This is a genomic window from Bacillus sp. M5A3_1b (genome assembly GCF_053345335.1).
On sequence record NZ_JBKEZY010000011.1, the window covers coordinates 89633 to 113906 of the forward strand.

Sequence of the window (24274 nt, forward strand, 5' to 3'; positions counted from 1 at the left end):
CCAAATACGTTACGATAGGTTATCAATTATAGACGGTATTTTACAATATCGTTACTGTAAGTTGCAGTGAGGTGAAAATATAACAAAAAGCTTGATAAAACAACGTTTGTAAGCAAAGTATTCATAGCCCTTACTTTTGCTTTTTCATTATATCATATAGTATAATATTCAAAATCAGCAAGGAATTTTTCCTGAATTCTTTCCTGATAAAGGTGGAAAAAATTTTCAGCATTATAGGTTGATAAAGTTATGTCGTAACAGGAAATATAAGAACAGATATATAAATAAATAAAAAGAAAATAAAAACGAAAATGAGGGGAACTTTATGAGCCAAAATCAATTCGAATGTCGTATTTCAGAAGAAGATGTACAAATGTTAAGAGCGTTAGCGCATCCGTTACGTTTACGCCTAGTAATGGAACTAATGCAACGTGGAACTTGTAATGTAACACAATTACAGGAAGTGTTAGAAATTCCACAATCAACGGTTTCACAACATTTAACGAAATTAAAACAAAATAAAGTAGTGCGCTTTGAAAGACGAGGACTAGAAGTGTATTATCAAATTCATAATGATAAAGTAAGTGAAGTTGTAAAAACATTATTTTCTTAAAATTTGAATATTATGGAAAAAGACGTGTGGGATATACGTCTTTTTTTATTTGTCAGAAAGGTGATAGGAGAGTAAATGTTAGCATGTAAGGAAGAAAAGGTTATCAATTAACATGTTGTTATATGGAATATATTCTAAAGGGAAAAGAAAAGATAGAAAGGAGTGTAGTAAGGAAAAGGAGGAATAGTAGTATGGATGTAAAACGTGTGAAACAAATCTTATCTTCTTCAAGTAGCATTGACGTTACATATGAGGGCGTACCAGTATGGATTGAGAGCTGTGACGAGCAGAGTGGAGTTGCTCAAGTGTATGATGTATCTAATCCTGGAGAAAGCGTTCACGTGAACGTGACGGCTTTAGAGGAGAAGTAATAGAAAAGACGCTTCTAATTTTAGAAGCGTCTTTTTTATTATTCCATCATATGTGCAATTTTCTTAGAGAACATAAGAAGTACTAATCCTAGTACGATTACGATAACACCGATGCTTGCGAATACTTCTAAATATCCTAAAGATTGAGTGAAAGCAGCTAATTGTCCTGCTAAGAAGTTTGCACATCCAGTACCAGCTAACCATACACCCATTAATAAAGAAGCTAATTTAACAGGAGCGATTGCACTAACCATAGATAATCCGATTGGTGATAAGAATAATTCACCGATTGTGTGGAACATGTAAGTGAATACAATGAATAGTAAGTTTGCCTTCATTGTAATGTTACCTTCATCACTACCAGTTTTTAAAACAGCTAAAGTTAGAACTAAGTATCCAATACCTAGTAAAATCATACCTAGTGCCATTTTTGTTGGAATTTTCAAATCACCATTTTTTGTTTTTGAAAGCTTAATCCATAAAGCTGAAACAGGTAATGCTAGTAAGATAATGAATAGTGGGTTTACAGATTGGAACCAAGGTGTTGGAATTGTAAATCCACCAATTGTACGATCTACGAACTTATCTGTGTAAAGTGTTAAAGAACTACCAGCTTGTTCAAAGCCTGCCCAGAAGAATACAACGAAACAAGTTAAAATTAAAATTGCAGCTGTACGTTTTTTCTCTTGTGATGTTAAAGGTTTTTTCTCAATTACTTTTGCAGTTTTTTCTTTAGACTTTTTACCTACAACAGTTGTACCAATTGTTCCTAAGTAACGAGGTGCTAAGAAATTAAAAGCAACCTGTCCAATGATCATACCGATACAAGCTGTTAAGAATCCATATTTGTAATCTGTGAAGTAACCGCAAATGAATGGAGCGATAAGAGCTCCTAAGTTAATTCCCATGTAGAAGATAGTGAAAGCACTATCACGACGAGAATCGTTGTCGCTATATAATTGACCTAGTAAAGTCGAAATATTTGGTTTGAAGAATCCGTTACCAATAACTAATAATCCTAATCCTAAAAATAGTCCAGTTTTCGTATTCATTGAAAATAGTACAAAGTTACCAATTGCCATGATGATACCACCAATAGTAATGGCGTGTCGCTTCGTAATGAAATGGTCAGTTAACCAACCACCAATAATCGGAGTGAAGTATACTAACATTGTGAAAATACCGTATATTTGTACAGCAACTGCTTTATCAAATCCTAAACCGCCGCTTACTAAGCTCGTTGTTAAATAAAGAACTAATAAGCCACGCATTCCGTAATAACTAAATCTTTCCCATGCCTCTGTAAAGAACAACAAATATAATCCTGGTGGATGTTTTTTTGGTGATTGTTGCTCTCCAGCTTTGTCTAATTTTAAAGCTGCATCCATGTTTGTTTCCCCCTAATCCTGTATAACGGATATTTATGTAATTATTTTAATTCACAAAATATTTAGAAGTCAATAGAATTATATGGAAATAGAAAGAAAATTTCTAAAAAAATCTATTTCTCTTCAACCGTTACTGTATTTTTCCCTGAAAACTAGATAATAAGCGTTTTCAAATGTAATAATTGAATTCTAAAAGAATATAAAATAGTGATTAATCAGAAAATTTAGATTAAAATATTTATTCTGATATAGAGAAAATATATTCTATTTACTTTTATAATATAACATATTGGGAATAAAAATACAAAATGAAATAATGTGACATTTAAGTGAATCAAAAAATAACCAGCTCCATAGAAGGGAGCTGGTTAGGGAAATATTATTTAACAAAGCGTTTTTCGATATCATCTAATAGTAGGTTAGCAGCCATTACACCACCGGCTGTATTCCAAATAACGTCGTCAACTTTGTATGCTTTACCGTTTTTCACTGCATTTAAATTTTTAAATAGAGGATCATTGATATATTCTTTTTCTAATTCAGAACCTTTTTTCTCGTTTCCTTTATCGAATGTGAAGTAGAATAATACATCGCCGTCCATTGCTGAAATACGTTCTTTAGATACGTTACGCTCTGCAAAGTCATCTTTATTTTGATCTCCAGGACGTTTAAATCCAAGTTCTTTTAAAATAACACCAGAGAATGTATCACCGTGATAAATACGAACATCACCAGGCATAAAGCGAACCATAGAGATTTCTTGATTTACTTTATCGCCTAGTTTAGTTTTTAAATCTTTCATACGTTTATCGTAATCAGCTAAAACCTTTTGACCTTCTTTTTCTTTATTTAATGCTTTTGCATAAAATTTGAAGTTATCTTTCCATTCACCACGTAGCGTTTCCGAGAACACAGTAGGTGCAATTGCCTTTAGTTGCTCGTACACTTTTTCGTGACGCATTTTGTTACCGATAATTAAGTCTGGTTTTAAGGAAGCGATTGTTTCCACGTTCACTTGCCCTTCATCACCAACAACCTTTACATCTTTCATTTTATCTTTAATATGTGGATACCATGGATCACCAGTCCAAGATTTCACAGCCCCAACTGGTTTTACACCTAACTCGAGTAAAGCTTCAGTGCCTTCATTTGTTAAAATAACTACACGTTTTGGACTAGCGGGAACTTCTGTTTTACCCATTGCATGTTCCACAGTAATCATTTCTTTTTTCGTATTTTCTTTTGATTCTTCTTTCGTATTTGATTTTCCACAAGCACTTAAAAGTAGTGAAAAGGCTAGTAAAAACACAAATATTGTAAACGATTTCTTTTGCACGAATTTCATTATGTACCCCCTACATACTGAGAAGTTTTTTCAATAGCAAGCATGATATTAAGCTTTTATCTTTTGATTGTCAATACATATCAATGAAAATAGTTCTCATTATCGTTGACAATGAGAATTAAGTTGAAATACACTTACAACGTATCATTATACATTGAAGGGGAAACGCTGCATGTTATTAAAAACAAATCAAGCAAAATGGATTGGGTTATTTGTTGGAATCATTGCAGTCATTATTTGTATTTGGGGAAGTATTATTTTCGGATATACAAATACGAGTTGGAAATTAGCGTTAGATGCTTTTTTCCATTTTAATGGTTCCAATGAACATATTATTATTCAAAATGTGCGTCTACCAAGGGCACTAATTGCAGCTAGTGTTGGTGCTAGTTTAGCCATTGCTGGTTGTCTTATGCAAACTTTAACGAAGAATCCACTTGCTTCTCCAGATTTTATTGGATTAAATTCAGGCGCTGCGTTTTTCATAGTTGTAGCAATTGTGGTTTTTTCTGTTACATCATTGTCAGCTTTTACTTGGATTGCCTTTTTAGGGGCAGCAGTTGCTGCAATCCTTGTATTCGCTTCTAGTTCTTTAGGAAAAGAAGGGACGACGCCTCTTAAGTTAACATTAGCAGGGGTCGCAATTAGTGCGTTATTTTCATCATTAACACAAGGATTACTTGTGTTAAATGAAAAAGCGCTTGAAGAAGTACTGTTTTGGCTTGCCGGATCTGTGCAAGGAAGAAAGTTAGAAATTTTACAATCTGTATTCCCATATTTATTAGTAGGCTGGATCGCATCGCTTATGATGGCAGGGAAAGTAAATACATTGATGATGGGGGAAGACGTCGCGAAGGGGCTTGGACAACGAACAATTTTAATGAAATCATTCGTGTTACTTATTATTGTCCTGTTGTCTGGTGGTTCAGTTGCAGTCGCTGGTCCGATTGGATTTATCGGAATCATTATCCCACATTTCGCCAGATTTCTTATTGGAGTAGATCACAGATGGAGAGTACCGTATAGCGGCTTGTTAGGTGCAATACTACTAATCTTGGCTGATATAGCAGCGAGATATGTCATTATGCCACAAGAAGTACCAGTAGGGGTTATGACAGCATTTATCGGGGCACCATTCTTTATTTATATTGCACGTAAGAGAGGGCTTAGCAAATGAAGAAGTATATTCCGTTTCGTATAGGAAAAGGCGGGCTCTCGTTTTTAATGTATAAACGAGCTTGTCTCGTCTTATTCAGTTTACTAGTTGTTTTAATAGGATTATTTTTTGCGAGTGCAGGTATGGGAGACATGAAAATTGCTCCTTATGATGTATGGCAAGCAATCACTGGAAATGGCGATGCGATGTCTAATATGGTTGTAAATAAGTTTCGTATGCCGCGTATTTTAATTGCCATCCTTGTAGGAATCGCACTTGCAGTAGCAGGATGTATTTTACAGGGTCTCGTTCGAAATCCACTGGCTTCTCCTGATATCATTGGGATTACAGGTGGTGCAAGTGTTGCAGTTGTATTATTTTTAGCTATATTTAGTGATAAAAATAATGCGCTAACTGTAAGCATTCATTATATGCCGTTAGCAGCCTTCGCTGGGGCAACGATTGTAGCGCTTTTTGTATATTTATTTGCATGGAGAAATGACGGATTATCACCGATTAGTCTTGTTTTAATTGGTGTTGGTTTTTGGGCATTAACGAAAGCGGCAACGACTTTGTTTATGCTGTTAGCGCCAATTTATCAAGCGAGTCAAGCGAATGTATGGATTACAGGTACTGTTTACGGTTCTTCATGGCAAAACGTTATGGTGCTTGCGCCGTGGGTTCTCATTTTAACAGTAATATCATTTATAGCTGCTAGGCATTTAAATGCGCAAGAGCTAGGGGATGATATTGCGGTAGGACTCGGTGTTCCTTTAACGAAGTCACGCGTATTCATGTTATTACTGAGTACAGCTTTAATTGGTGGCGCAGTTGCCTTCGCCGGAGGAATTGGGTTTGTCGGTTTAATGGCACCTCATATTTCACGAAGACTAGTTGGTTCTTTATACGGTGCATTACTCCCAGTTGCGGCTATTGTTGGTGCAATTTTAGTACTTGCTGCAGATTTAATCGGGCGTACAGTTTTCACACCACTTGAAATTCCAGCAGGGGTATTTACATCAGCAATTGGTGCACCTTATTTTATTTATTTACTTTATAAAAGTCGGAATTCATAAAGGGAGATGAATATGCAAAAAGCATTGGAGACGAAACGTTTGACGCTGTCTTATGGTGAAGCAATTATTATTGATGAGTTGAATTTAGAAATTCCAAAAGGCGAAATTACAATCTTTATCGGTTCTAACGGTTGTGGAAAATCAACTTTATTACGTTCACTAGCTAGATTATTAAAGCCAACAACTGGTGACATTTTGCTAGATAATCAAGCCATTCAAAGTATGCAAACGAAGCAAATCGCTCGTCAAATGGCAATTTTACCGCAAGGACCGCAAGCTCCAGAAGGGCTTACAGTATTGCAACTTGTAAAGCAAGGGCGTTATCCATATCAAACGTGGCTGAAGCAATGGTCAGAAAAAGATGAGGAAATGGTACAAAAAGCACTCGCAGCAACAGGTATGACAGAATTTGCTGAGCGTGATGTGCATGCTCTTTCAGGCGGACAACGACAACGTGCTTGGATTGCAATGACACTTGCACAAGATACAGATATTATTTTACTGGATGAGCCTACTACATATTTAGATATGACTCACCAAATTGAAGTGCTAGATTTATTATTCGAATTAAATGAAACAGAACAAAGAACAATTGTTATGGTATTACACGATTTAAATTTAGCATGTCGCTATGCAGACAATATTGTAGCCATTCAAGATAAACAAATATATGCACAAGGTAAGCCGGAAGAAGTAGTAGATGAGAAGCTAGTACGTGATGTATTCCGAATGGAGTGTCAAATCAGTACGGATCCATTGTTTGGGACGCCACTTTGTATTCCGCATGGAAAAGGAAGACGTGTACGTAAAGAGGTTGCTCAGGCAATGAGTTAATGAAAAAAGACGATGAGGATTCATCGTCTTTTTTATTTTCTACAAGAAAATAAGAGGAAGAGGGGAATTCGTAAACGTCGTTCATATTCTTCTTCGCTCTGAAAATAAGTTTGATTTGGTGTAGCTTCTTTTATATTTGTAATCGTAAATCCAGCTTGTTGTAATAATGTAAAATATTCTTCCGTTGTACGATGATATTTAATAACTTCTTGATCAATCCAAGGTTCAACGCGTTTTCCCATTTTAAAATAATCATCGACGAGCCAGCTTGTTCTTTCTCCGCTCGTTTGCAAGCTTTCAAATGAAGAAGTAATAACAGGGTGTTGAACACTAAAAGTAAAGGTTCCATTTGTTTTTAAAGCTTCGTACACATTTTGAAAAATGATAGGAAGATGTTCAATATAATGTAAGGCGAGTCTAGATGTTACTAAATCAAAAGTAGCGGGAGGGTATGTGTAGTCTTTGAGGTTTAAAAAATGGACGGTCCCAATTTTATTTTCTAGTTGTTTTTTAGCTTTTTCATACATAAGTTCGGAGCCTTCAATACCAGTGTAAGAGTGGCAGTCTTTTTCTAATAATTCCTCACCAAATTTAGCGTCACCGCAGCCTAAATCGAGGATTTTCTTTCCTTTCACATCACCAATGAGTTGAAAGAAGGCTGGTTTTTCAAGTGATTCGTTTGGGCTATTTTCTCGGTATCTTCGTTTCATATATTTTTCCAAAAATGCTTCGTTATTATATACATCAGATTCAGTAAATGCCATGATTGAAGCCCCCTTACATATTTTTTTTATTCTACCAAATATGAAAAGTAAATGATAGATTTCTTGTAATGAATCATTTATAATCTAGAATTGTAAGCGGTTACTTTAAACTATTTTTCTATAATAAATTCTAAAAACGTGTTAAGCTAGTAGAGGGATTATTAGAACTATTAAGATAATAATCCGCTTACATGAACGATGGGAGGCTTCACAATGTCTAGTAAAACACTTGCGAAATTTTTAGAAGAAAATTTAGAGGATTTAAAATCAAAGGGGCTTTATAACGTAATTGATCCGCTTGAGAGTTCAAATGGACCGATCATTACAATTGGCGGAAAAGAATATATTAACTTATCTTCAAACAACTATCTTGGATTAGCAACAGATAGCCGTTTGCAAGAAGCAGCAATTGGTGCAATTCATAAGTACGGCGTTGGAGCAGGAGCTGTTCGTACAATTAACGGTACTTTAGATTTGCATATTAAATTAGAAGAGACAATTGCAAAGTTTAAACATACAGAAGCAGCAATTGCTTACCAATCAGGATTTAACTGTAATATGGCAGCGATTTCAGCCGTTATGGATAAAAATGATGCGATTCTTTCAGACGAATTAAACCATGCTTCTATTATTGATGGTAGTCGTTTATCAAGAGCGAAAATCATCGTTTATAAACATTCTGATATGGAAGATTTACGCCAAAAAGCAATCGCAGCGAAAGAATCAGGTCTTTACAATAAATTAATGGTAATTACAGACGGTGTCTTCTCAATGGATGGAGATGTTGCAAAATTACCAGAGATTGTTGAGATTGCAGAAGAATTAGATTTAATGACATATGTAGACGATGCACACGGTTCAGGTGTACTTGGAAAAGGTGCAGGAACTGTAAAGCATTTCGGTCTATCTGATAAAGTTGATTTCCAAATTGGTACATTATCAAAAGCAATTGGGGTAATTGGTGGATATGTAGCAGGGAAACAAAACTTAATTGACTGGTTAAAAGTTCGTTCACGTCCATTCTTATTCTCTACAGCATTAACACCAGCTGATGCAGCTGCATGTATGCGATCAATTGAAATTTTAATGGAAAGCACAGAGTTACATGATCGTTTATGGGAAAATGGCCGCTATTTAAAACAAGGGTTAAAAGAACTTGGCTTTAACATTGGAGAAAGTGAAACGCCAATTACACCTTGTATTATTGGTGACGAAGTATTAACACAAGAATTTAGTAAACGTCTAAATGAAGAAGGCGTATATGCAAAATCTATCGTGTTCCCAACTGTAGCTAAAGGAACAGGACGCGTTCGTAATATGCCTACAGCAGCTCATACGAAAGAAATGTTAGATGAAGCAATTCGTAAGTATGAAAAAGTAGGGAAAGAAATGGGCATCATTTAAGTAACGACATCTTTTGAATAGCTTGCAAATGAGGAGTGGGGAAAATGAAAAAAATTCTAGTAACCGGTTCTTTAGGGCAAATTGGTTCTGAACTAGTAATGAAACTTCGTGATGTATACGGTGCATCAAATGTTATTGCAACAGATATTCGTGAAACAGATAGTGAAGTAGTAACGTCTGGTCCATTTGAAACGTTAGATGTAACAGATGGACAAAAACTACATGATATCGCAAAGCGTAATGAAGTAGATACAATTATTCATTTAGCAGCTTTACTTTCAGCAACAGCAGAAAAAAATCCGTTATTTGCTTGGAATTTAAATATGGGCGGACTTGTAAATGCGTTAGAAGCAGCTCGTGAATTAAACTGTAAGTTTTTCACGCCAAGTTCTATCGGTGCATTTGGTCCATCAACGCCGAAAGATAATACGCCACAAGATACAATTCAACGTCCTACTACGATGTATGGGGTAAACAAAGTAGCAGGAGAATTACTATGTGATTATTATCATCAAAAGTTTGGCGTTGATACGCGCGGTGTACGTTTCCCTGGTTTAATTTCTTATGTAGCTCCTCCAGGAGGCGGAACAACTGATTATGCAGTTGAAATTTATTATGAGGCGATTAAAAAAGGCACATACACCTCATACATTGCAGAAGGAACATACATGGATATGATGTACATGCCAGATGCTTTACAAGCGATCATTTCATTAATGGAAGCTGATCCAAGTAAACTTGTGCATAGAAACGCATTTAATATTACAGCGATGAGCTTTGAGCCAGAGCAAATCGCAGCATCCATTCGTAAACACATCCCGACGTTTACAATGGATTACGCTGTAGATCCTGCTCGTCAAACAATCGCTGATAGCTGGCCGAACTCTATTGATGCAACAGCAGCAATGAACGAGTGGGGCTTTAAAGCAGAATACGATTTAGACAAAATGACAACGGACATGTTGGCTAAGTTAAAAAAAAAGTTCACAGCTGAGTTAGTGATGAATTAACAGGAAGGGTCGATTCTTAGGAATCGACCCTTTTATTTGTAATTTGAGAATATACAAATAATTACAAATGTGATAGAATGAGTTAATTTGTGCATAAAGGGGAGAGATACAATGGAGAAATGGGAGTTAGCAAAGGAAATTTACAATACATCACGTTTAACGGGAACATTTAAACTTCGATCAGGACAAGTATCAAATCAATACTTTGATAAGTACTTATTTGAATCTAATCCGGTACTGTTATTAGAAATTGCTAAACAATTGAAAGAGCTCATTCCTCCTGAGACAGAAGTACTCGCGGGTTTAGAGATGGGAGGAATTCCAGTAGCAACAGCATTATCTTTACAAACAGGTATACCTGTTGTATTTGTAAGAAAAGAAGCGAAGAAGTACGGTACATGTAAGTTAGCAGAAGGCGTTAATATTGCTGGGAAAAATGTTTGTGTTGTTGAGGATGTTATTACGACAGGTGGTCAAATATTATTAAGCACGAAAGATTTAAGAGAACTAGGTGCGAAAGTAAATCATGTTCTAGGTGTAATTGAACGAACGAAAGAGGGAAAAGACAACTTATTAGAAGATGGCTTACAACTACATTCTTTATTTACAATGGATGAGTTAATTGAAGGAGAAAAGCAACATGCAAAGAGTTGACGTCGTATATGCACTAATACATGATGAAGAAACAGATAAAATATTAATGGTACATAATATAGAACAAAACGTTTGGTCACTGCCGGGTGGGGCTGTTGAAAAAGGTGAAATATTAGAGGAAGCACTAATAAGAGAAGTAAAAGAAGAGACAGGTTTAACTGCTGTGGCAGGTGGACTTGTTGCGATCAATGAAAAATTCTTTGAAGCATCAGGGAATCATGCGATACTATTTACATTCCGAGCAAATGTAGTAAAGGGTGAACTGATTGCGGAAGATGAAGAAGAAATTTCTGCAATAGAGTGGGTGGACCGAGCAATTGCAAATGAACGATTCCCATTCTACGATGGCGGATTCGAGGCATTATTAGAAGTAGCTATTCCATACAAGTTTCAACCAGAAACAAAGTGATTGAGTAGAAAAAAACAGGAGCGACAACGCTCCTGTTTTTTTCTACTCAATCGTCTTCAGTAATAACTTTTTCAATAGTGGTTTAATCTTCAGACGTAAATCTTCAGCATGATTTGCAACTAAGAAGTGATGGTTATAAATGTTCTTCATTAATTGATAAGTTGCTTCTTTTGCTTCGCCTTCTTCGATGAAGATTCCGATTACTTCCATACCACTTTTACGAGCAAGTTTGACAGCTTCATGCGTATCTAAAATACCGTCTTGTTGATAGTCTAGCGCAGAAGGCTCACCGTCTGTAAAGACAAGTAAGAATTTATGTTTTTCTGTTCTTTTTGCAAGTTTTTCAGAAACGATACGAATAATATATCCGTCGCGGTTATCTTCTTCTTCGCGAAGCTGCATAATTTCTGGACCGACGTTTGGTAACGTTGAGTTTTTATACGTTACAACTTCATGGATAACGTTTGGCTTATCCTCAGGCTTAGCACTAGAAGCATCTTCCCAAAATCCACTAATGGCGTGCGGGATTTTTAAAGATTTCAACGCTTCATGGAATAGGACCACACTCTTTTTCGTTTCTTCCATTTTGTTATACATAGAACCAGAGCAGTCCACTAGTAGTTGGAATGCAACGTCAAGTTCTTGTGATTCTTGTCCTTTTTTATAAAACATGCGCGGCTGCTTTTCAGTATAAATACGAAGGAATTTCTTACGAAGTCTTCCGTAATATTTATCACTATTTGCATTCGTTTTATTTTCAATCGTTTTTTCGATAATTTTCTTTAATTCTTTTACATCTTTATTAACGACTGATTTGATAGCTTGGTAATCCTTTTTTTCATCAGGATTTGATTTGCGAGCTTCTTTAAATATATGAGAAGCACCAACGTTATACTTACCGTATGCACCCTCGTTTTGGCTAGAAGCGTGTGAAGCTCTTGCTTCTTCTGTATCAGCGCCATCAAAGTTGGATTGTGTACTCTTTTGAGAAGTACCTTGTACAGAACCAAGTGCTTGGTCGCCATCTTCTGATTCACGAGCAGTATCGCCCATCATGTTTGTTTTTGTTCCACTTTCTAATTCAAAGCGTAAAAAATTCTCGTTTTCGTTATTTTTATTTTCACGATGCCATGTGGAGAAACTTTCATCCATTTTGTTTTTATTTTCATCGTCATCTATGAGCTGCGTATCATCATTTGCTAAATCTTCGACGCGACAGTTCTTTTCGTCTGCAATGACAGATAAATAAAGCGGAGCATGTCCGAAATAATTATTAAGCATATCACTTTCAAGAAGTCCTTCTAAACGATAGCGAATTTTTTCAACGATATACATAATGTCTTCTGTATTACGAGCTTGGAATGTTTCATGCAAAATTGCTTCAATTTGCTCGAAATATTCATTATTAAACATTTCATATTTATCGCTCGTTAATGAAAGATAGCAGAGACAAAATAGACGATCACCGTGATAGTTACGAACACGATTGATTTCATTTTGTGAACCAAAGTAATTGCGATACATTTCTTTTCTTCTTTTAAAAACATGCTTTGTGCCAGGGCGTAAGTCTTTTACGATTTCCTCAACACGTAAATCTTCTAATAGAACAAATAATTGTGTTAAAAACTTTTTTAAGGGTGATTCTTGTAATTCAATCGCATAAGAACGAATTAAAGTCATGTCCGAGTAATGTTTATTACCAAGTGCTTTTAAAAACACTTCGCTTTTTAATCCGATTACTGTATCCTCTTCTTTTCGATCATCCCAAAAGTGACTAATGACAACCTTTTTTTCAATTTCGTCGTAGTATGCTTTATAGCCATACTCAAGGTAGGCATCGTCTTCTTTTAGAAGAGCATACATTAAGTTTTCCATTTGTAGAAACAGCGACGCATCAATTTTTTTGTCACTAAAAATTTGTCTCATGAATTATCCCTCAAAGAAATAACTTTCTGCTAATTCACGGACAGTCATTTGTTCTGTTTCATCGTTTAATTTTGCGATAATACTACGTTCAATTGCACGCATAACAGGAATATATACACCTAAATCACATGCGTCGATAATGCCACGAATACTTGCTGCTTCTTCACTTACACGTCCATCACGAGCTAAAGGCATAAGGTCGCTTGCAAATGCAACGAACTTTTCAATTGTTGCAACATCATTTAATTTTGATTCAGATAGTAATAGTTCTTTTAATGTGTCACCTTGAATGTATGGAACTTCAATAATAACGAAACGGTTTTTTAATGCTTCGTTTAGTTCGCTTGTTCCAACGTAACCTTCATTAATTGCTGCAATTACACGATACTCGTCATCGCCATACACAACCTCTTGTGTAAATGGATTTGTAATCATTTTACGGTAATCTAATGCACCGTGAAGAAGTGGTAACGTTTCAGGTTTTGCCATATTGATTTCATCAATATATAGGAAATGACCGTTCTTCATTGCTTTCATAAGAGGGCCGTTAACAAATGTAACTTCAGATGCGCCATCTTTCGTTTGTAGTGTGTTGTATCCTAAAATACCTTCTACATCTAGGTCAACAGAACAGTTAATGCTATGCATTGGTTTTTGGAATAAAGAAGAAAGAGTTTCAGCTAGTACTGTTTTACCACTACCAGTCGGCCCTTTTAATAGAATGTTTTTGCCAAGAAGAAGCGCTGTAATAGCATCTTCAATAATGCTGTTATCAGATGCTTTATATATTTTCTTTCCAATTAAATGTGCGTTTTCACCAGCTTCTTGTTTATTTTTTTCGTGAATGGTTGAGAGCTGTTGTTTTAAATCAGCATGTATATGAAATTGTTCTAACATGTATTTCCCACCTAACATTATTTTCATAAAGTAATACATCTTATGATAACTTGTTTTAATATGGTATGCAAAGAAAAGGAGAGAGGGGAAATGGAAAAGAAAAAGCAATCAATAGTACATTGATTGCTTACAGTAAAGGAGAAATGAGTCGCATGAAAGACTCTAATATTCGTTTTTTGATACTTCTTTTTTGGAATGCGTTCCATTTAATTTCAGTGGAATGCTTAAAGTCGTCTTCAAAATCATGTTTAATATCATGAACGGTTTCTGATTCATATAGTACGCTAATAAGTTCATAATTTAATTCGAAGCTGCGTACGTCCATATTTGCCGTTCCAATTGTCGCGATCTTATCATCAACGAGTACAATCTTTGCATGCATAAAACCATCTTTATAACTATAAATGGAAGCACCAGCTTTTAAAAGCGGAGTGAAGTAGGACTGAGATGCCTGATCACTAATAATACTATCACTTTTACCAGGATATAAAATGCGTACATCTATGCCAGATATTGCACTTAAACGTAATAATGTTAAAGTTTCTTGATCTGGAATAAAGTAAGGTGTAGCGATCCAAATCGATTTTTTTGCAGATCCCATAACAGCTAATAATGTATTGCGAATGCTTTTATCATCTGAGCTAGGCCCGCTGGCTACAATTTGCACAGCACCTTCTGCACTTGAAATTTCTTTACCTGGGAAGTATTGTCTATTCATAAATTGATCCCAAGAATAAGTATTCAATCCACTAGAGGCATAGAGCCAATCTTCTAGAAAAATTGCTTGTAATTTATATAACGCTTTTCCTTCTATTTTTAAATGACTATCACGCCAAACGGGAAATTTTTTTGAACGGCCAAGATATTCATCACCGACGTTGAGTCCACCAGTAAAACCGATTTCTCCATCTACAATAACGATTTTTCGATGGTTACGATAATTGACAGTTTCAAGTAACCAAGCTGAAAAAATAGGGTCAAATTCTACAATTTCAATACCAGCTTCTTTCATAGGTTTTAAAAAGCGTCTTCTTAACGTATTACTTCCGAGTCCATCATAAAGAAAGCGTACAATAACACCAGATTTTGCTTTTTTTATTAAAGCATCTCGAACTTTCGTACCAATCTCATCAGATTTATAAATATAGTATTGAATATGTATGTGATGTTTTGCTTGCTCGATAGCTTGCAAAATTTCTGAGAATGTTTGATCTCCGTTTGTTAAAAGCTTTGTAGTTGTTCTATCTGCGGCAGGCCCGCCTCCAAATTTTTGTACGACTTCTGTTAAATGGGCAGAGCGTTCACTTAATGGGACTTTGAGTGATAACTCTACTCGTCTTCCTTCTAATATTTCACGGAATAATTTTCTTTGCTCTTCTGAACGATGGAGATGTTTTTTTCTTCTCCAACGGCTACGACCGAAAATAGAGTATAAAAGCACCCCTATAACGGGAAGAAGTGCTAATACTAAAAACCACGCTAAGGTGCTTTGAGGAGATCTATTTTCGATGAAAATAACGAATGAAATTCCTACGATTGTAATAGACCATAGGGCACCGACAAGTGTATATAAAGAAATAAACGATGTATTTAATAGGAAAAGAACGATAGATATAATTGTAAATATTAATAGTAATTGAACGATAGGCTTCTTCATTTCTATAAAATTCCTCTAATCTTTCTTAAATATAGACTTCTTATATAAAAGGTATAATCCGACATTCTTATTATAAAGTGTTTTGTTTTTTTTACAAAATATAGACATTTTCCCCATGCTTTCCGCATTTGTCCTACATACAGTATATTGTTACGTTATTATCCTGCTATTTGCTGGTTAATAAACAGTGTAGGGGGGACAAAACATTTGTCCGTTATATAGGAACAGGGATAACCATATCATGGATTTGTAACAGGTGCATGATGAAGCGAAGGATATGGTTATTCGTATTATACGGATTCTTCTTATTATATAGGTTACTAACAAGGTCCGTACTATTCATACAATACCTATTAAGATAAGAAAATGGAAAAGGAGAGGGGAATAATGAATTATATAGAAAATAACGGATTGTATTATCGTCATAATCATGGAGGTCACCATCATAATGGCGGACATAACCATCATGGAGGGCACAATCACTATGATCATCACCACCATCACGGAGGTGGATGGGGCTGGGGTGGCGGCTCATGGGGCGGTGGATTTTTCCCAGGAAGTTTTGCTGGAGGCGTGTTAGGTGGACTTACAGCTGGCGCATTAACGGGTGCAGCAAGTGGAGGCTACTATCCAGCACCGTACCCAGTAACTTATCCAGCGCCATACCCAGCACCATATCCAACTCCATATCCAGGGTATCAGCAAATACCATATCCGTATTAAACTAAAAAAGAGGCTTGCCTCTTTTTTAGTTTAATAAAGTATTTATAAAATATTTCCAAAATAAAGGTGAAAATATGTTAATATTTTGTTATTGTAATTCAAAAACATATATACTAATTTTAACTTTTATATTATTATCCGTGAATAGTTGTATAGTGTGCTCGGAATTCTATTTCGCTAGTAAAGTAAAGAGGGTTAGATGTGAGCGGGATTATTAGGAAACAATGGTCGTATAGAGCTAGTTATAAAGGAACGTAAGAGAATGAATAAGGTATAATAAAATAAGATCATTATAGTGATAAGAAACTACTATTTATAATGGAAACGGCATTATATTGCTTTTTATTATAAATAATATTATGTTATTTTAATCGGCATATTTCAAAATGTGATGAATGCAAATAGCTATTATTAAGAAATGAAATATCTCTATTTCTATGAAGAGAAACAAGTTGTGTTTTAGTCAGATAGGAAGCAAGGAGAGATGCGCATGCTAGAACAAAGAGGTCATGCATTATATGACTCTTCATTGCGAGATTTAAAGTTAGCATTAGATGAGTCTTCAATTGTTGCGATTACAGACCGAAATGGTCTTATTACATATGTAAATGATAAGTTTTGTGAAATCTCCAAATATACACGAGAAGAGTTAATAGGAAAAGATCATCGTATTTTAAATTCAGGATATCACCCGAAAACATTTTTTCAAATTCTATGGAAGCGTATTTTGAACGGAAAAGTATGGAGAGGTGAGATTCGAAATCAAGCAAAAGATGGGACGTATTATTGGGTTAAAACAACAATTGTTCCGTTTTTAAATGAAAAAGGAGAGCCGTATCAATTTATCGCGATCCGAAATGATATTAGTAGTAGGAAAGAAGCAGAGCAGAGGTTGCGGTTAAGTGAAAGTCGTTATAGGGAGCTTGCGTATCATGATGCTTTAACGAGTTTACCGAACCGATTGCAGCTAATAACGACTGTAAACGAGATGATTGCAGGAAAAAAAGAATTTGGTATGATTTACTTTGATTTGGATCGTTTTAAATTAGTAAACGATACGCTAGGTCATATGATAGGGGATTTACTTTTAAGCGAAGTTGCTTCACGGTTGCATTACGTGCTAGGAGAGAAAGACGTTCTGGCTAGGCTGGGTGGCGACGAATTTGTGCTGTTAACAAAAAATCATAAACAAGATGAAATGAGGCAGTTAGCGACATCTGTGTTGTCATGTTTTCAGGCACCATTTATGCTTGAAGGTCATGAAGTATACATTTCAGCTAGTCTAGGACTGTGCGCATATCCGCAAGACGGACAAGATGTAGAAACTCTATTGAAAAATTCGGATTTAGCCATGTATAGTGCGAAAGAACAAGGCAGAAATGCCGCGTGTTTCTTTACAGATGAGTTACGTGCGAAAATAAATCGTAGAATGAAAATTGAATTCGCTTTGCAAAAGGCAATTCGTGATGAAGAATTAGATGTGGTACTGCAGCCTATTATTGATTTGAAAACGAAGAAATATACCGGTATTGAGGCTTTAGCGCGTTGTTCGACAGAAGAAGGGCCTATTTCGCCAGGCGAATTTATTCCAGTAGCTGAAGAATCTGGACTTATTATAAAATTAGGAGACTGGGTATTAGAAAAGTCATGTCGCTTGTTTAAAACATTGCCAGATTACGAAGAAGGACTAAAGTTATCTGTTAATTTATCCATACAACAATTAATGCAAAAGCGTTTTATCATATCTGTACGTAGCATTTTAAGGAGAACTGGCTTTCCACCGAATCGTTTAATTTTGGAAGTAACGGAAAGTATCGCTGTTCGCCATTTTGATTATATTATTGCTACATTACAAGAATTAAGAAATATGGGTATTTTAATTGCTTTAGATGACTTCGGAACGGGCTATTCTTCCTTATATTATTTAAAACAACTGCCACTGGATATAGTAAAAATTGATCGTAACTTTATTCGTGAATTTCATTATGATCATGCACAGCCAGAGCGAACGATTGTAAAATCTGTTATTGAAATTGCTCATAGCTTAAATTTAGCAGTAGTTGCTGAAGGGGTAGAAACAGTAGAGCAAGAAAGTTTATTACAATCTATGGGCTGTGATTACGTACAAGGATTTTATTATGCGAAGCCTTTATCTGTAGGGGAGTTAAAAGAAAAGTTAATTATAGATTTTTAATAAAAAAGAGAAGCTGGTAGCTTCTCTTTTTTTAATTTATTTTTTGTGAGTTTTTCATTAGTACTGGATAAAGAATAAGACCTAATACAAACAATCCAATTCCTAAGAAGAACGTTTTTAAATCAGCAGTTCCTGTTTTAATAACCCAAATAGAGTAGACAAATGCTAATGTAGTAATGATCCCATCTTTTATTCGAGAGCCAGGCATTATATCATACGTTTCTCCTGTAATAACCAATTTGAATTGGTACAGCGTAGAAACAAGGTATGGAATTAAATAAGCTAATGTTGCTACAACGATAGCGAAATTATAAGCTTCTGATACGGTACCAGAAATCGTTGAGAATAAGAAAATTTGCGTCATCACATTTGTAATAAATAATGATTTTGAAGGACTACCTTTTTTATTTGTTTTCGCAAAAAACTTAGGGAAAAGTCCATTCTTTGCTGCCTGGTAAGGTACTTCTGAACTAACAACGATCCAGCCAACTGTAGATCCAAATAAAGATACAAGTGCAAGTAAAGCCATTATATATGCGCCTTTATTGCCAATTGCTAAATTTAATGCGTCTACTAATGGTTTTTGAGATTCTTTTAAAGCATCTTGCGAGAGAGCTCCCATTGTAAGTAAAGTAATTGACATGTAAATAAGAAGAGCGATAATCAACCCGAAAATGGTAGCTTTTTTTACATCGCGCTGAGATTTTGCGCGGTTAGAAAGCATTACAGCAGATTCAATACCGATAAATGCCCAAAGTGTTGCGATAGCAGCTGAATTGATTTGTCCACCTAACGAAATTGATTGTCCTGCTTCATTCATAAATGTTTGACCGTCTCCGAAATTAGAGGCATTGAAAATGAATAATGTGATTACAATAAACATTGTAAATCCAATAATTTTTGCAATGGTAGCAAGAAGATTCATATTTCCAGCTCGGTCAATATTTTGAGAAAGAATATATTGAATTCCCCATAACATAAGGCTACATACGAGGAAAGTTAGTCCTTTTCCGAGTTCTAGTGAAAATCCGTTCGTTGAAAAAAGAATTTGCTTACTTTGTAACACTGGAAAGAATGTTGATAAATATCCAGCAAAGGAAATAATAACAGATGCGGTTGCAGCCCAGTTCGCAGCCCAATAGCCCCATGCCATACTATATCCTGCAACTTTACCCGCTTTTTTTGAAGGGAACATCGCTTGAGCATAACTTTGTGGTCCAGCTTTTAATTCTGGTTTTCGGATTGCTAAATTTCCAAATACGAGTGCAATCATAAATACGCCAAGGCCTGTAATACTCCATGCGAGTGTAGAACCCATTGGACCTGATACGTGTGCTAAATTTGCTGGGAGCATAAATACGCCACCGCCAACCATATTTCCGATTACAAAAGCTGTTAAAATCCATAATCCCCATTTTTTCGTTTCCATTTTTGTTAACTCCTTTGTAGTAAGTTTTGCTTAAACATCATTTTTTACTAGCTTTTTGGCAATAAAAAAAGAGCCATGTAGATAAAAAATACCTACATGGCTCTTCGCCTAACGTAGGTACAACGGGAATAACCCTTGTACCTACGCGTAATTTTTCCGCTAGGTTTCAAGGGTTACGTATGATGATGATGTTTTTGTGCAAATGTAACTACAATTGTTGTATAAGTAAGCATAGTTCTTTGCTCCCTTTCTCCTCTGATTTTGAAGTTAGTATACTACATGTTTTTTTGAATGAAAAGAAAAATATAAAAATTTTTATAAAAATACGTTTTAGAGATTAAATATTTACCTGTATTTTTCCTATACTGGAAAATAAGTGAGAGATTGGCAGAAGAGTGTAGCATGGTATAATACATATAGAATTAGAAGGTGACAAGGGGCTATTGTAGATGATGAGTAAGTATGAACAAATTTATACAGAAATCAGTAAGTCTATTGATAATAAGCAATTAAAAGAGGGATGCAAAATCCCATCCGAAACTGAATTAATGAAGCAGTATGAAGCAAGCCGCGGTACGGTAAGAAAAGCTGTAGATTTATTACAAGAGCGTGGATATGTTCAAAAAATACATGGAAAAGGTGTTTTTGTTTTAAAGCGAAAAAACATTGAATTCAACTTTGGTGGTATTGTAAGTTTCCAAGAAGAAAATGAACGTTTAGGACGCCATTGTATTACAGAAGTCGTGGAAATGGAGAAAGTAAAAGCGACAAAAGAAGTTGCAAAGCTATTAAATGTGAAAGAGAAAACAGAAATAGATCATATTAAACGAGTACGAAATATTGATGGAGAAAAAGTAATTTTGGATATTAATCATTTTGTATCGGAATATATTCCTGGATTAACGAGTGAAATTGCAGCAAAGTCCATTTATAAATACATTGAGAAAGAATTAGGTCTTCATATTAGTTACTCACAGAGGGTAATTGAAGTGCAGCCATGTACAGAGGACGATAGAGAGTATTTAGATTTAAATGGAACAGACTATGTTGTCGTTGTGAAAAACTTTACGCATTTTTATGATGGAAGTCAGTTCGAATATACAGAATCACGCCATCGTTTAGATATTTTTCATTTTTCGGATGTGGCGCGGAGAAAATAAGGAGATGGAACGAAATAACGTTTCATCTCTTTTTTTATAAAAAAATTACAAACTCGTATATACGAGTGTTGACTAACTTATATATACGAGTTAATATGTAATTGTAAACGGTATCAAAAAAAGAAAAGAGGGACGGGAATATGGGGAAAGACTATCGTCAAACAGCAGAGGAAGTGTTGCAGTATATTGGTGGAAAAGACAATATTGAACAAGCTGCGCACTGTGTAACGAGGCTCCGTATCGCTTTAAAAGATGAAAGTAAAATAGATAACGATAAATTACAGTCTGTTTCATTAGTGAAGGGAGCGTTTCATAACGCTGGAGTATTTCAAATTGTAATCGGTCCAGGAGATGTTGATCGAGTATATGCCGAATTGATAACGCTTGCAGGTATGAAGGAAGCGACAGTAGCTGACGTGAAAGACTCTGGAAACCAAAAGTTAAACCCAGTTCAAAAGTTTGTAAAGGTATTTTCAGATGTATTTATGCCGATATTACCAGCCATCGTAACAGCTGGTTTACTAATGGGAATTAACAATCTATTAGGAGCGAAGGACTTATTTTTTGAAGGTAAAAATTTATTAGATGTATATCCAAACTTAAGTGGGCTTTGGGATTTAATTAATATGATGGCGAATACAGCATTCGTATTCTTACCAGCACTTGTCGGTTGGTCAGCAACGAAGCGTTTTGGTGGTAGTCCGATATTAGGGATTGTTATGGGATTAATGCTTGTGCATCCAGCCTTATTAAACGCGTGGGATTATGGTAAAGCAGCAACTGGTTTAGATGGACAAAAGATTGAGTACTTCGATATTTTAGGATTATTTCAAATTGAAAAGGTAGGGTATCAAGGTCAAATCTTACCGGTTTTAGTAGCAGCACTTGTATTAAGTAAAGTGGAAATTTTCTTGAAGAAACATGTACCAAATGCAATTCAATTATTAGTTGTACCAATTACAACGATTGTCGTAACAGGTGTGTTAGCGTTAGGAATTATTGGTCCAGTTACACGTCATATTGGAGATTTATTAACAGCTGGATTAGTAGGTGTATATGAAACAGTACCAGTAGTTGGAGCAGTATTGTTTGGAGCATTATATGCACCGCTTGTAATTACAGGTATGCATCATATGTTTATTGCAATTGACTTACAATTAATTGCACAGCACGGTGGTACATTCATTTGGCCAATGATTGCTCTTTCTAACATTGCGCAAGGTAGTGCGGCACTTGCGATGTTCTGGATTTCTAAAAATCAAAATGATAAAAGCATGGCATCTACATCAGCAATCTCAGCATATTTCGGTATTACAGAGCCAGCTATGTTTGGTGTAAACTTACGAAATAAATTCCCGTTCTATGCAGCGATTATAGGATCGGCTATTGCAGCTATATTTATTACGTTAAATGGTGTATTAGCACCTGCTATCGGAATTGGCGGATTACCAGCATTTATTTCTATCATTCCGAAATCGATTCCAATGTTTATTGTAGGAATGATTATCGCGGTTGTAATTCCATTTACGTTAACATGGTTATTTGCAAAACGAGTAAAACAGAAGTAGGAGGAAGTTAAACATGAAGGATTGGCATAAAAGTGTAGTTTATCAAATTTATCCGAAGAGCTTTAATAGCTATTACAATAAAGAAACCGGTGATATAAAAGGAGTTACAGAGAAACTAGATTATTTAAAAGAACTCGGAGTAGATTATATTTGGTTAACACCGATATACCAATCACCACAAAATGATAATGGATACGATGTAAGTGATTACTACAGTATTGATCCATCTTACGGAACGATGGAAGAGTTTGAAGAGCTTTTAGAAGAAGCAAAGGCACGTAACATTGAAATTATGCTCGACATTGTTGTAAATCATAGTTCTACGGAGCATAAGTGGTTTAAGGAAGCGAAGGAAGATAAAAATAGTCCATATCGTAATTACTATATTTGGCGTGATGAAAAAAATAATTGGCAATCTAAGTTTGGTGGGTCTGCTTGGAAATATGATGAGAAGACAGAGCAATATTTTTTACATCTATTTGATGAGACACAAGCTGATTTAAATTGGGAAAATAAAAAACTTCGTGAAGAAGTATATGATATGATGCGTTTTTGGCTTGATAAAGGGGTAACTGGATTCCGATTAGATGTTATTAATTTAATTTCAAAAGATCAACAGTTCTTAAATGATGACGGAAGTACGGCGACAAGCGATGGGCGTAAATATTATACAGATGGCCCGCGCGTTCATGAATATTTACAAGAGATGAACCGAAATGTTTTTGAAGGGAAAGATGTAATTACAGTTGGAGAAATGTCATCTACGACAATTGATAATTGTATTAAATATTCAAACCCTGAGCGTAATGAATTAAGTATGACGTTTAGTTTCCATCATTTAAAAGTAGATTATCCGAATGGAGATAAGTGGACGCAAGCTGATTTTGATTTCATTAAATTAAAAGAGATTATGTCTAATTGGCAAATTGAAATGCAAAAGGGCGCAGGATGGAATGCGTTGTTCTGGTGTAATCATGACCAACCTCGCATAGTGTCACGCTTCGGTGATGATAGAAAGTACCGAAATGAATCTGCGAAAATGTTAGCGACAGCTATGCATATGTTGCAAGGAACACCTTACATTTATCAAGGCGAAGAAATCGGTATGACGAATCCTAAATTCGAGTCCATCGAGCAATATCGCGATGTGGAATCGTTAAATATACACGATATAAAGCTAGAAGAAGGATTATCAAAAGAAGAGATTATCGGGATTTTAAAACAAAAATCTCGTGACAACTCTCGTACTCCGATGCAGTGGAATGAAAAGGTGAACAGTGGTTTTACAACAAGTACACCTTGGATTTCAGTTGCTGAGAATTATAAAGAGATTAATGTAGAAAAAGCATTAGAAGATAAAGAATCTGTATTTTATCATTATAAAAAGTTAATAGAACTTAGAAAAACGTATGATGTAATTACAGAAGGGAAATATGCTATTTTAGATGAAAATCATCTTAAGGTTTGGGCATATACACGTACTGTAAATGACGAGGTATTACTCGTTATCAATAACTTCTATGGAGAAGAAATAACGTACTCTGTACCAGCTCATGTTCAATTAGATGGAATGAAGCAAGAAGTACTACTGTCGAATTATAAAGATTCCAGCAAGGATATTACAAAACTTAACTTAAGACCATATGAATCAATTGTATATCGATATACGAAATAAAAAGGTTGTATGCCCGCGTGG

Annotated in this window: 21 protein-coding genes; 14 read left to right on the forward strand and 7 right to left on the reverse strand. The window is 35.3% G+C overall.

The window, feature by feature from the left end:
- The first annotated feature begins 325 nt into the window (after positions 1–325).
- Together ACLBWW_RS24110 and ACLBWW_RS24115 are read left to right on the forward strand one after the other, a co-directional pair.
- The gene (locus tag ACLBWW_RS24110; protein ID WP_000081429.1) at positions 326–613 is read left to right on the forward strand and encodes an ArsR/SmtB family transcription factor; all 288 of its coding nucleotides are present in this window, start codon (positions 326–328) and stop codon (positions 611–613) included.
- A 191-nt stretch (positions 614–804) separates the two neighbouring features.
- Positions 805–984, forward strand: coding sequence for an acid-soluble spore protein H (locus tag ACLBWW_RS24115; RefSeq protein ID WP_000382688.1), 180 nt, complete (start codon positions 805–807; stop codon positions 982–984).
- 38 nt (positions 985–1022) lie between these two features.
- Here ACLBWW_RS24115 and ACLBWW_RS24120 read toward each other — a convergent pair whose 3' ends face one another.
- Complete coding sequence (locus tag ACLBWW_RS24120) at positions 1023–2372, reverse strand: peptide MFS transporter (protein WP_000338304.1); 1350 nt, start codon at positions 2370–2372, stop codon at positions 1023–1025.
- Between the two features lie 379 nt (positions 2373–2751).
- Entirely contained in the window at positions 2752–3717 is a 966-nt protein-coding gene (locus ACLBWW_RS24125; RefSeq protein ID WP_098048152.1) for an ABC transporter substrate-binding protein, read from the reverse strand.
- Positions 3718–3889: 172 nt separating this feature from the next.
- Between ACLBWW_RS24125 and ACLBWW_RS24130 the strand changes: the two genes are divergently transcribed.
- Genes ACLBWW_RS24130 through ACLBWW_RS24140 form a run of 3 tightly spaced genes read left to right on the forward strand, consistent with a single transcriptional unit; the run spans position 3890 to position 6783 of the window.
- The gene (locus tag ACLBWW_RS24130) at positions 3890–4894 is read left to right on the forward strand and encodes a FecCD family ABC transporter permease (protein WP_048541677.1); all 1005 of its coding nucleotides are present in this window, start codon (positions 3890–3892) and stop codon (positions 4892–4894) included.
- The gene (locus tag ACLBWW_RS24135) at positions 4891–5949 is read left to right on the forward strand and encodes a FecCD family ABC transporter permease (protein ID WP_000760065.1); all 1059 of its coding nucleotides are present in this window, start codon (positions 4891–4893) and stop codon (positions 5947–5949) included. Before ACLBWW_RS24130 ends, ACLBWW_RS24135 begins: the two co-directional genes overlap by 4 nt.
- Before the next feature lie 12 nt (positions 5950–5961).
- Entirely contained in the window at positions 5962–6783 is an 822-nt protein-coding gene (locus ACLBWW_RS24140; RefSeq protein WP_001167944.1) for an ABC transporter ATP-binding protein, read from the forward strand.
- Positions 6784–6815: 32 nt separating this feature from the next.
- Here the strand turns inward: ACLBWW_RS24140 and ACLBWW_RS24145 are convergent, their stop codons facing one another.
- On the reverse strand, positions 6816–7547 hold the full coding sequence (locus tag ACLBWW_RS24145; RefSeq protein ID WP_048541682.1) for a class I SAM-dependent DNA methyltransferase: 732 nt from the start codon (positions 7545–7547) through the stop codon (positions 6816–6818).
- 213 nt (positions 7548–7760) lie between these two features.
- Here ACLBWW_RS24145 and ACLBWW_RS24150 point away from each other — a divergent pair, with 213 nt between their 5' ends.
- From ACLBWW_RS24150 to ACLBWW_RS24165, 4 genes are all read left to right on the forward strand, one after another.
- Positions 7761–8951: a glycine C-acetyltransferase gene (locus ACLBWW_RS24150; protein ID WP_000095914.1), complete on the forward strand. Its 1191-nt coding sequence runs from the start codon at positions 7761–7763 to the stop codon at positions 8949–8951.
- Between the two features lie 44 nt (positions 8952–8995).
- Positions 8996–9961, forward strand: coding sequence for an L-threonine 3-dehydrogenase (locus ACLBWW_RS24155; RefSeq protein WP_000723143.1), 966 nt, complete (start codon positions 8996–8998; stop codon positions 9959–9961).
- Positions 9962–10072: 111 nt separating this feature from the next.
- The gene (gene pyrE / locus ACLBWW_RS24160; protein ID WP_048541684.1) at positions 10073–10615 is read left to right on the forward strand and encodes an orotate phosphoribosyltransferase; all 543 of its coding nucleotides are present in this window, start codon (positions 10073–10075) and stop codon (positions 10613–10615) included.
- The gene (locus ACLBWW_RS24165; RefSeq protein WP_048541686.1) at positions 10602–11024 is read left to right on the forward strand and encodes an NUDIX hydrolase; all 423 of its coding nucleotides are present in this window, start codon (positions 10602–10604) and stop codon (positions 11022–11024) included. The genes pyrE and ACLBWW_RS24165 overlap by 14 nt, the downstream gene beginning before the upstream one ends.
- 42 nt (positions 11025–11066) lie before the next feature.
- Here the strand turns inward: ACLBWW_RS24165 and ACLBWW_RS24170 are convergent, their stop codons facing one another.
- From ACLBWW_RS24170 to ACLBWW_RS24180, 3 genes are all read right to left on the reverse strand, one after another.
- Complete coding sequence (locus tag ACLBWW_RS24170) at positions 11067–12950, reverse strand: vWA domain-containing protein (protein ID WP_048541687.1); 1884 nt, start codon at positions 12948–12950, stop codon at positions 11067–11069.
- 3 nt (positions 12951–12953) lie between these two features.
- A complete protein-coding gene (locus ACLBWW_RS24175; RefSeq protein WP_000892965.1) occupies positions 12954–13847 on the reverse strand; it encodes an ATP-binding protein in 894 nt (297 codons plus the stop codon).
- A 127-nt stretch (positions 13848–13974) separates the two neighbouring features.
- Positions 13975–15504 (reverse strand): cardiolipin synthase, encoded by a 1530-nt coding sequence (locus tag ACLBWW_RS24180; protein ID WP_048541688.1) that lies wholly within the window; start codon positions 15502–15504, stop codon positions 13975–13977.
- A gap of 387 nt (positions 15505–15891) precedes the next feature.
- Here ACLBWW_RS24180 and ACLBWW_RS24185 point away from each other — a divergent pair, with 387 nt between their 5' ends.
- Positions 15892–16227 (forward strand): hypothetical protein, encoded by a 336-nt coding sequence (locus ACLBWW_RS24185; protein ID WP_046957341.1) that lies wholly within the window; start codon positions 15892–15894, stop codon positions 16225–16227.
- Positions 16228–16717: 490 nt separating this feature from the next.
- Complete coding sequence (locus tag ACLBWW_RS24190) at positions 16718–18421, forward strand: putative bifunctional diguanylate cyclase/phosphodiesterase (protein ID WP_048541691.1); 1704 nt, start codon at positions 16718–16720, stop codon at positions 18419–18421.
- Positions 18422–18452: 31 nt separating this feature from the next.
- Here the strand turns inward: ACLBWW_RS24190 and ACLBWW_RS24195 are convergent, their stop codons facing one another.
- Positions 18453–19850, reverse strand: coding sequence for an amino acid permease (locus tag ACLBWW_RS24195; RefSeq protein WP_048541693.1), 1398 nt, complete (start codon positions 19848–19850; stop codon positions 18453–18455).
- A 449-nt stretch (positions 19851–20299) separates the two neighbouring features.
- Between ACLBWW_RS24195 and treR the strand changes: the two genes are divergently transcribed.
- The 3 genes from treR (at position 20300) to treC (ending at position 24253) form a co-directional block, all read left to right on the forward strand.
- Entirely contained in the window at positions 20300–21010 is a 711-nt protein-coding gene (gene treR, locus ACLBWW_RS24200; RefSeq protein WP_048541695.1) for a trehalose operon repressor, read from the forward strand.
- A gap of 140 nt (positions 21011–21150) precedes the next feature.
- A complete protein-coding gene (gene treP / locus ACLBWW_RS24205) occupies positions 21151–22578 on the forward strand; it encodes a PTS system trehalose-specific EIIBC component (RefSeq protein WP_048541697.1) in 1428 nt (475 codons plus the stop codon).
- Positions 22579–22591: 13 nt separating this feature from the next.
- Positions 22592–24253, forward strand: coding sequence for an alpha,alpha-phosphotrehalase (gene treC, locus ACLBWW_RS24210; RefSeq protein ID WP_048541699.1), 1662 nt, complete (start codon positions 22592–22594; stop codon positions 24251–24253).
- Positions 24254–24274 lie beyond the last annotated feature (21 nt).